Genomic DNA, 9,468 nt, shown 5'->3' with positions numbered 1-9,468 from the left:
GCCGCCAGCGCTGTCGCGGCGTGCAGGCGCAGGCCGGCATCGCGCGGCTGCGCCGCCACTGCCCGCAGCAAGGCCTCGGCCGCGTCGTCGTGGCGCGCCAGCGCCAGCAGCGCCCGGCCCCGATTGCCCAAAGCGGCGACCAGGCCCGGCTGCAGGCTCAGAGCCTGGTCAAAGGCCGCCAGCGCCTCGGCCGGCTGGCCCAGGGCCAGCAGCGCATTGCCCAGGTTGTTGTGCGCCCCGGCCAGCCTAGGCTGCAGGCGCAGCGCCTGCTCATAGGCCGCACGCGCCTCGGCCCAGCGGCCCCGCGCGGCCAGCAGGGCGCCCAGGTTGGCAGGCAGCTCGGCATCGCCCGGCAGCAGCTGCATCGCACGCTCAAGCGCCGGCAGTGCGTCCTCGCCGAGCAGTTGCTGCGCCACTGACAACGCTTTCCACAACTGACCGTCATTCGGCGTCTGCGTCAAGAGCTCGCGAGCCCTCATCGCCATCTCGGCATGACGACCATGCTGGAAAAGCGTAAATAGGTCATGAAGCGCGGCGTTTGCCATGTGGTTCAGGGGGAGGTAAATGGCGGCAACAGCGCAAGACGCACCAATCAGGCGCCAGATAATCTCATTCCGCCGTCACTCCGCCTCCATGTCCTCCAGCCTGCATCCCCACCACCTGCTCGACCACGCGCTGACCGAAGCCGGTCCGCTGGCTCGGGAGCTGTTGAACGTCGTGCAGGACGAGCTCGACGCCAAGCCCCAGCACTTCCCGCTGCGGGACGGCTGGCGCAAGGTGCGGGCGCACTTTGCGGCCGACTTCGAAGGCAAGCTCATCGAACTGCTGCAGGCCGGCCGCCGCGGCGAGGACCCGCTGCACCGCTCCCTGCAAGCCGGCGGCATAGAAGGCCTCAGCCTCGTCGACGAGCACCAGGCCCTGCAGGACGTGGCCATTGCCCACGTCGCTCAGACGGCCGAGGAACTCAGCCGCGCCGAGTTGCACCAGATCGGCAACTTCTACGCCGCGCTGCGCGGCACCGCCCGGGCCCGAGAGCGCGACAACCCGCTGCGCCCCGCCCTCTACGCCCATGCGCTGCACCACGCGCTGGCCGCCAGCCCGGTCGGTGCCCAGGCCCAGTACGAGCTGATGCGCGTGGCCGCCACGCCGCTGGCCAAGGCCTTGCATCGCCAGTACGTCGAAGCCAGCGCCGCGCTGCAGGCCGCCGACATCGGCGACATGGTGGCCTCGCACGGCCATGCCCAGACCGACCCGCTGGCCCACCAGCGCCTGGCCGCCGCTCGTGGCATCGGCGCACGGTCTTCGACCGGCGGCACGCTGGACGGCCTGTCTCGCCGCGTCGACGCGGTCAACTCGCGGCCCCAGGGCCTGAGCGCCTTTGGTTGCGCCACGCAGCGCGACCCGCTGGCCCCCGCGCCCTTTGTGCGCACGACCGGGCCGGACATGCTGAGCCGGCTCTATGACCAGATCCTGGCCGACCCGCGCCTGCTGCCACCGCTGAAGGCCTTGCTGGCTCGGCTGCAGATCGCCGTTGTGCGCCTGGCACGCAGCGACGCGATGCTGCTGCGCCGGCAAGACCATCCCACCTGGGCGCTGCTGAACCGCGTGGCCGCCCACGGCATGGGCTTCGAGCGCGCGGACGACCGGCGCTTTGTCGACTTCCTGCGCTTCATGGAGGGCGAGGCCCAGCTGCTGGTGGACGCGCCGACGCCCACCGCCACCCTTTTCCAGCAGGTGCTGGCCCGCGTGGATGCGCAGATCGACCAGCAGGCCCGCCAGGGCAGCGAGCTCAACGCTGTGGCGCTGGCCGCGCTGGAGCGCGAGCAGCAGCGCAGCGAATGGCGCGAGCTGATCCGCGAGCAGATCGACCACCAGGTCGCCGGCGCACCGCTGGGCCCGCGCATGCATCGCTTTCTGCAGACCGCCTGGGTGGAGGTCATCGTCACGGCCATGGTGCGCCAGGGGCGTGACTCGCAAGAGGCGCTGGCCGCGATGGAACTCGTCGATGCCGTCATCGACAGCCTCACCACGCCGCGCGACACGGCCGACCGCGATGCCCTGCGCATGCGCCTGCCGGTGCTCATCGAACGCCTGATGGCCGGCTGCGACAGCGTCCAGTTGCCCGAGGCCAAGCGCGAGCCGCCGCTGACCGAGCTGATGGCCCAGCATGCCCGCCTGCTGCGCGGCCTGCCTGCCCAGGACGCGAGCGAACGCCGGCCCCAGGCCCCGCAGCCGGCAGCGCCCAGCGTCGCCGCGCCGGCCTCGGCCGACGAGATCGTCAAGCGCCTGATGGACGAGCGCGATTCGCAGTTGCCCTCGCACTGGCTCAGCGCCGACGTCGACCGCGGCGAGCTGCCGACGGTGCCGGTGCAGCTCTACAACGAGCACGACTCGCCCGACGCCCGCGCCGCGCTGCAGCGCTGGATAGACGGCCTGCAGATCGGCCGCTGGTTCCACCTCTTCATCCAGGGTGACTGGCACACCAGCCAGATCGCCTGGATCAGCGAGGGCCGTCAGTTCATGCTCTTCGTCGGCCGCGAGTCCGACGAGCGCCTGCCGCTGACGCGCCGCGCGCTGGAGGCGCTGCTGGCCAATGGCCTGATCACGGCGCTGGAGGACGACAGCGTCGTCCAGCGCGCCGTCGACACGCTGATGAGCGATCTGGACGGCGGCTGAACCTCAGTCTTCGGGCTGGAACGGGGGCTCCGCAGCCAGGACCGAGTCCGGCACCGGCTCGGCCGCCCGATGCGCCAGCACCCACTCGCGCAGCGCCAGCGCCACATCGCCAACGCCGCTCTTCTTCAGCGCCGAGAACAGCGTCACGGCCACGTCCGAGCTCTCGGTGGACATCTCCCCCAGGTACTCGGTCGTCGAGCGCAGGATGGCGTCGGCCTCCCTGCGGTTGAGCTTGTCGGACTTGGTCAGCAGCACCAGCAGCTTGATCTCGCCAGAAGACACACGGGCAGAGACGAAGTCCAGCAGCTGCTTGTCCAGGTCGGTCAGGCCCAGGCGGGAGTCCACCATCAGCACGACACCCGACAGGCTGCGGCGCACCTCCAGGTAGTCGGCCATCACCTTCTGCCAGCGCACCTTGGCGGACTTGGCGACGGCGGCATAGCCGTAGCCGGGCAGGTCGGCAAACAGCGCGTCGGCGGCGTCTTTCGGGCCCAGCTCAAACAGGTTGATGTGCTGGGTGCGGCCCGGCGTCTTGGACGCGAAGGCCAGGCGCTTCTGCTGGGCCAGCGTGTTGATGGCCGTGGACTTGCCGGCGTTGGAGCGGCCAACAAAGGCGATCTCCGGCAGCTCGGTGGCGGGCAGATGGATGAGCTGGCTGGCGGTGGTCAGGAAGCGCGTGGTGTGCGTCCAGGCCAAGGCGATCTTCTCGGTGATCGGCTCGGCAGTTGCTGCCTCAGGGATTTCGTTGGTCATGGCAGGGTCGGACGCTTTGGTCGGGCATTGTAAAATTCGAAAGTTGCGCCCAACGAAACCATATAAATCCATGAAGACTGTCGCCACCCTCCTGTCGAGTCTGCTGCTGGCCACCGTGGCTCAGGCGAACGAGCCGGCCGCCGCGCCCGCCAAGCCCGACCTTGCCAAGGGTGGTGCGCTCTCGACCCAGGTCTGCGCCGCCTGCCACACCGCCGACGGCTCGCGCGGCAGCCCGGCCAACCCCATCCTGGCCGGCCAGCACCCTGAGTACTTGGCCAAGCAACTGGCCGAGTTCAAGGCCGGCAAGCGCAAGAACGCCGTCATGACCGCCATGGCCGCGCCGCTGTCGGAAGAAGACATCCGCAACGTGTCGGCCTTCTACGCGTCCAAGACCGCCAAGCCGGGCTTCGCAAAGAACAAGGACACGGTCGCCCTGGGCGAGAAGATCTGGCGCGGCGGCATTGCCGAGCGCAGCGTGCCGGCCTGCGCGGCCTGCCACGGCCCGAACGGCTCGGGCATCCCGGCCCAGTACCCGCGCATCGGCGGCCAGCATGGCGACTATGTCGAGGCGCAGATGGTGGCCTTCCGCAGCGGCGCCCGCGTCAACTCGGCGCCGATGACCGCCGTGGCCGCGAAGATGAACGACAAGGAAATCAAGGCCGTGTCCGACTACGTCGCCGGCCTGCGCTGACCTGCACGCACGCCTCGCGAACGAAGGCCGGTGATCCCCACCGGCCTTTTTCATTGAAGAAGATGAGCCAACCCCTCGCCCAATCTCGCAGCGCTGAACGCGAGCGAGCCCGGTCGGTCCCCCGAGGGGACGGCGATGCGCACGGCATTGAGCCGCACGCACATCGCCAACGCGGGCCGGCTTGGGAGCGGCCCGGCGCTCGGCCCGAAAGCGCCACGGACAACTGATGTCTTCATCATCCCCCCGCCAATCCGCCGCCCGCGAGCTGCTGGACCTGCTCGCGTCCATGCGCTTCGCCATCACGCTGCTGAGCGTGATCTGCATCTCGTCGGTCATCGGCACGGTGCTGCGCCAGAGCGAGCCGCTTGGCAACTACATCAACCAGTTCGGCCCGTTCTGGGCCGAGGTGTTCGGCCGCATCGGCCTGTACACGGTTTATAGCGCGCCCTGGTTCCTGCTCATCCTGGCCTTCCTGGTGCTGTCGACCAGCCTGTGCATCGCCCGCAACGCGCCCAAGATCCTGGTCGACCTGCGCAGCTACAAGGAAGGCGTGCGCGAGCAGTCGCTGGCCGCCCACCATCACAAGGCGATCGGCGAGCTGCCCAGCAACCCGGCGATGGCCCTGGCCGAGATCGGCAACACGCTGACCGCGCTCGGCTGGAAGGCGCGCGTGCAGCGGCGCGACAACGGCATCATGATCGCCGCGCGGCGCGGCGCGGCCAACAAGATCGGCTATCTGTCGGCCCATTCGGCCATCGTCCTCATCCTCATCGGCGGCGTGCTGGACGGCAACGCGATGGTCAAGCTGGCCATGTGGGTCCAGGGCAAGCAGCTCTATACCGGCTCGGGCTTCATCGCCGACATCCGCCCCGAGCATCGCCTGAGCACCGGCAACCCGAGCTTTCGCGGCAATGTCTCGGTGACGGAGAAGCAGCGCCAGGGCATTGCCGTGCTCAGCCTGCCCAGCGGCGTCGTGCTGCAGGACCTGCCCTTCGACATCGAGTTGAAGCAGTTCAAGGTCGACTACTACCCGACCGGCATGCCCAAGAGCTTCGCCAGCGACATCGTCATCCACGATGGCGGGACGACGCGCGAGGCGACGGTCAAGGTCAACGAGCCCGTCATCCACAAGGGCCTGGCCATCTACCAGAGCAGCTTCGAGGACGGCGGCAGCAAGCTGCAGCTCAAGGCCTTGCCGCTGGCGGGCGGCGCGCCGCTGAAGCTGGACGGCCGCGTCGGCACCAAGATGGCCTTCGGTGCACAGACGCTGGAGCTGGACGGCCTGCGCGTCATCAACGTCGAGAACCTGGCGAACGATGGCGCCAACGCCAGCGGTGTCGACGTGCGCAAGGTCGACCTCGGCGACCGCCTGCAGCAGCACCTGGGCAGCGGCGCCAAGAGCGACAAGGCCAAGGCGCTGCACAACGTCGGCCCCAGCTTCAGCTACAAGCTGCGCGACGCTGCCGGCCAGGCGCGCGAGTTCAACAACTACATGGTGCCGGTCGAACTGGACGGCCAGCGCCTCTTCCTGGCCGGCATGCGCGAGACGCCGGCCGAGAACTTCCGCTACCTGCGCATGCCCGCCGACGAGAACGCCTCGCTGGACGGCTGGCTGCGCCTGCGCCAGGCCCTGGCCGACCCGAAGCTGCGCGACGCGGCGGCGCGCGCCTATGCCGTGTCGGCCACGCCGACCGCCCAGCCGCAGATGCGGTCCCAGCTCGAACTCACCGCCCAGCGCGCGCTGACGCTGTTCTCCGGCGCCGCCGCCAAGCCCGGTGACGAGGTCAAGGGTGGCCTGCCGGCGCTGTCGCAGTTCATCGAGCGTGACGTGCCCGAGCCCGAGCGCCCGCGCGTCTCCGAGGTGCTGCTGCGCATCCTCAACGGCAGCCTGTTCGAGCTGAACCAGTTGGCTCGCGCGCGTGACCGGCTGAAGCCCGCCGGCATCGACGCGGCCACGCAGGCCTTCATGACGCAGGCCGTGCTGTCGCTGTCCGACAGCCTCTACTACCCCGCGCCCGCGCTGCTGCAGCTGGACGGCTTCGAGCAGGTGCAGGCCAGCGTCTTCCAGGTCGCGCGCGCGCCGGGCCAGAAGCTGGTCTACCTGGGCGCCATCCTGCTCATCGTCGGCGTCTTTTCCATGCTCTACATCAAGGAGCGTAGGCTCTGGATCTGGATCGCGCCCAGCGCCGACCCGGGCAGCTCGCAGGTGCGCATGGCCATGTCCAGCACCCGCGAGTCCCCCGACAACGCCACGCTGTTCGCCCAGCTCAAGGCTGCTGTACTGAAAGATCACTCATGAACACCACCACCTTCGACTTGGCCGCCCGCCACGCGCCGCGGCGCCGCGACGCGCTGGACTGGGTCTTCGCCGCCCTGGTGCTGCTCGGTGGCGCCTATGCCTTCAGCCGCTATCACGCCAGCATGGATGGCTACGAGAAAGGCATCCTCGTCTTCGCGATGCCCGCACTGATCGCGCTGGGCTGGTTCTGGAAGCCGTTGCGCATCCTGTGCGTCGCGGTGGGCGCCGCCACGCTGCTCGCCATCGCCCTGTATGCGCGGCAGAGCGACGGCTTCGGTGCCGACTTGGCTGCCGGTGAGAACACCTTCTTCCTGAAGTACATGCTGTCCAGCCAGAGTGCCATCCTGTGGATGAGCCTGCTGTTCGTCATGAGCATGCTCTTCTACTGGGGCGGCTTCTTCACCGGTGCCGGGCGCAGCAGCGTGGCCGAGACCGTCGGCTCCAAGCTGGCCTGGAGCGGCGTCTTCATGGCCCTCGTCGGCACGCTGGTGCGCTGGTACGAGAGCCACCAGATCGGCGCCGACATCGGTCACATCCCGGTGAGCAACCTCTACGAAGTCTTCGTGCTGTTCTGCTGGATGACGACGCTCTTCCACCTCTACTACGAGCAGCGCTTTGCCACGCGCTCGCTGGGCGCCTATGTGATGCTGGTCGTCAGCGCGGCGGTCGGCTTCCTGCTCTGGTACACGGTGGAGCGCGGCGCGCAGGAGATCCAGCCGTTGGTGCCGGCCCTGCAGAGCTGGTGGATGAAGATCCATGTGCCGGCCAACTTCGTCGGCTACGGCAGCTTCTCGCTGGCGGCGATGGTGGCGCTGGCCTATCTGCTGAAGACGGCCGCGACGCGCTCGCTGTGGACGGGCCTGGTCGCCATGCCGGTGGGCATCATCGTGCTCATCCTGGCGGTGCGCTTCGGTGCCGACGTGAGCGCCGCCACCGTCACCGGGCTGGACGGCTGGGCGCGCAAGATCGCCGGCGTGGCAGCCTTCCTGGCCATCGCCGTGGCGCTGCGCCCGCGCCTGACGGCCCGCCTGCCCGAGCTGCCCCAGCTCGACGACCTCATGTACAAGGCCATCGCGCTGGGCTTTGCCTTCTTCACCATCGCCACCATCCTGGGCGCCTTCTGGGCCGCCGAGGCCTGGGGCGGCTACTGGAGCTGGGACCCCAAGGAGACCTGGGCGCTGATCGTCTGGCTCAACTACGCGGCCTGGCTGCACATGCGGCTGATGAAGGGCCTGCGCGGCACCGTCTCGGCCTGGTGGGCGCTGGTGGGCCTGCTCGTGACGACCTTCGCCTTCCTGGGCGTCAACATGTTCCTGAGCGGGCTGCACAGCTACGGCGAGCTGTAGGCGCTGCACGCACGACCCGACGGGCCGAGCGCCGGGCCGCTCCCAAGCCGGCCCGCTTGGCGATGTGCTTGGCGGTCAATCCGCCAAGCATCGCCGTCCCCTTGGGGGACCGGCTGGGCACGCCCGCGTTCAGCGCGGCGAGACCGGACGAGGGGCTTCCATGCCCCTGCGGCGTTCCAGCTTGACGCGGTACATGGCCGCGTCGGACTCGCGCAGCACCTCCTCGAGGCTGGCGCGCTGCAGGTCCAGGCAGGCCACACCCACGCTGGCGCCCTCGTAGGCTACCGTCGCCGAGCCGGCCGCATAGCGGCCGACGGTGGCGGCGGCCAGGCGCTGGCGCATCAGCTGGGCGGCGCTGGCGCCATCCTCCCCGAGCCTGGGGCCGAGGCCGACGACGACAAACTCGTCGCCACCCATGCGCGCCAGCACGTCACCGGTGCGCAGCGCAGCCTGCAGGCGGTGGGCGATGGCGCGCAGGAACTCGTCGCCGGCATCGTGGCCGTGGCTGTCGTTGACCTGCTTGAAGCCGTCCAGGTCGATGGCGCCGGCCAGCAGCCAGCTGCCGGTGCGGTGGGCGAGCGAGTTGAGGCGGGCGAGCTCCAGCATCAGCGCGCGGCGATTCATGAGGCCCGTCAACGGGTCGGTCATGGCCTGCGTCTTCAGCTCGGTGTTGGCCTGCTGCAGCTGCTCGACCAGGCGTTCACGCGCGACGTGCTGCTCGATGAGGCGGGCGAACAAGCGCAGCACATGTCCGGCCTCGGGCGTCATGGGCCGGCGCTGCGAGCTGGCCGCGCACAGCGTGCCGTAGAGAGCGCCGTCGTCGGTGCGCACCGGCGTGCTGACATAGGTCTGGATGCCCAGGTCGCGCGCCGCGCCGGAGTCTCCCCAGATGCTGCCGACGTCGTCGGTGAAGGGGCGGTTCTCGTCCAGCGCGCGCTTGCACAGCGTGTCGCCCCAGGGCACGGTCAGGCCCTCGGGGATCTGCAGGTCGCGCGAGTTGCGGGCGTACAAGACGTGCTGCAGGCCCTCGGCCAGGTCGACCGTTGTCAGGTAGGTCGACTCCAGGCCGGTCACGGCCTCCAGCATCTCCAGCAGCGGCCGGGCCAGGTCCTCCAACGTGCGGGCGTGGTTGACGGATTCCGAGAGCTGGGCGAAGAAGGAGTCCATGGGCGGCGGGCTGCAATGCGACCGCGCGAGGTTAGCCCACCGGCAGCGCCGTTTCGTACTTGACCTCGCGCAACACCACGTTGCTGCGCACGCTGCTCACACCGGGCAGCTTGAAGATGTGCTGCTGCAGGAAAAGGTCGTAAGCCTTCATGTCGGCGGCGACGACCTTGATGACGTAGTCGGCCTCGCCGGTGATGGCATGGCACTCGATGATCTCGCGCCGCGTACCGACCAGCCGCTCGAACTGCTCCACCGCGCCTTCGGTATGCCGCAGCAGGCTGACGTTGGCCAGCACGAGGATGGACAGGCCGACCTTCTCGCGGTCCACCAGCACGACCTGACCCCGGATGACACCGCGGTCCTCCAGCTCCTTGATGCGCCGCCACACCGGCGTGGCCGACAGGCCCACCTTCTCGGCCAGGGCCTGGGTGGACAGGCGCGCGTCGGCCTGCAGGGCTTCAAGGATCTGCAGGCTGACGCGATCGAAGTCATTTATTTCCATGCGCAGCTCCTTTGGAGAAGAATCATCTCATTCG

8 protein-coding genes are annotated in these 9,468 nt (G+C 69.2%); 4 read left to right on the top strand and 4 right to left on the bottom strand.

All coding sequences use genetic code 11. The features are described from left to right. Window positions 1-479: tetratricopeptide repeat protein (locus ACXRVZ_RS24110; protein ID WP_458232915.1), on the bottom strand; the 479-nt coding region annotated here is incomplete at its 3' end. Window positions 480-633: 154 nt separating this feature from the next. On the opposite strand from ACXRVZ_RS24110, the gene ACXRVZ_RS24105 reads away from it, so the two are divergent. Then, entirely contained in the window at window positions 634-2,676 is a 2,043-nt protein-coding gene (locus ACXRVZ_RS24105) for a DUF1631 family protein (protein WP_457424676.1), read from the top strand. A gap of 3 nt (window positions 2,677-2,679) precedes the next feature. On the opposite strand, the gene yihA is transcribed toward ACXRVZ_RS24105, so the two are convergent. After that, window positions 2,680-3,429 (bottom strand): ribosome biogenesis GTP-binding protein YihA/YsxC, encoded by a 750-nt coding sequence (gene yihA, locus ACXRVZ_RS24100; RefSeq protein ID WP_457424674.1) that lies wholly within the window; start codon window positions 3,427-3,429, stop codon window positions 2,680-2,682. A gap of 70 nt (window positions 3,430-3,499) precedes the next feature. On the opposite strand from yihA, the gene ACXRVZ_RS24095 reads away from it, so the two are divergent. The 3 genes from ACXRVZ_RS24095 to ccsB all read left to right on the top strand — a co-directional run bounded on the left by ACXRVZ_RS24095 (window position 3,500) and on the right by ccsB (window position 7,765). After that, window positions 3,500-4,120 (top strand): c-type cytochrome, encoded by a 621-nt coding sequence (locus tag ACXRVZ_RS24095; protein WP_458232914.1) that lies wholly within the window; start codon window positions 3,500-3,502, stop codon window positions 4,118-4,120. 226 nt (window positions 4,121-4,346) lie between these two features. Beyond that, the gene (locus ACXRVZ_RS24090; RefSeq protein WP_457424670.1) at window positions 4,347-6,419 is read left to right on the top strand and encodes a cytochrome c biogenesis protein ResB; all 2,073 of its coding nucleotides are present in this window, start codon (window positions 4,347-4,349) and stop codon (window positions 6,417-6,419) included. Beyond that, window positions 6,416-7,765, top strand: a complete 1,350-nt coding sequence (ccsB, locus tag ACXRVZ_RS24085) for a c-type cytochrome biogenesis protein CcsB (protein ID WP_458232913.1) — start codon at window positions 6,416-6,418, stop codon at window positions 7,763-7,765. The genes ACXRVZ_RS24090 and ccsB overlap by 4 nt, the downstream gene beginning before the upstream one ends. A gap of 129 nt (window positions 7,766-7,894) precedes the next feature. Here ccsB and ACXRVZ_RS24080 read toward each other — a convergent pair whose 3' ends face one another. Further along, a complete protein-coding gene (locus ACXRVZ_RS24080) occupies window positions 7,895-8,932 on the bottom strand; it encodes a sensor domain-containing diguanylate cyclase (RefSeq protein ID WP_457424666.1) in 1,038 nt (345 codons plus the stop codon). 31 nt (window positions 8,933-8,963) lie between these two features. Then, window positions 8,964-9,434 (bottom strand): Lrp/AsnC family transcriptional regulator, encoded by a 471-nt coding sequence (locus ACXRVZ_RS24075; RefSeq protein ID WP_457424664.1) that lies wholly within the window; start codon window positions 9,432-9,434, stop codon window positions 8,964-8,966. Between the last annotated feature and the right edge of the window lie 34 nt (window positions 9,435-9,468).

It is taken from the genome of Roseateles sp. P5_E8 (assembly GCF_054177665.1).
The sequence above is the reverse complement of the archived record's forward strand: the minus strand, read 5'-3'. Positions and strand labels throughout refer to the sequence as shown.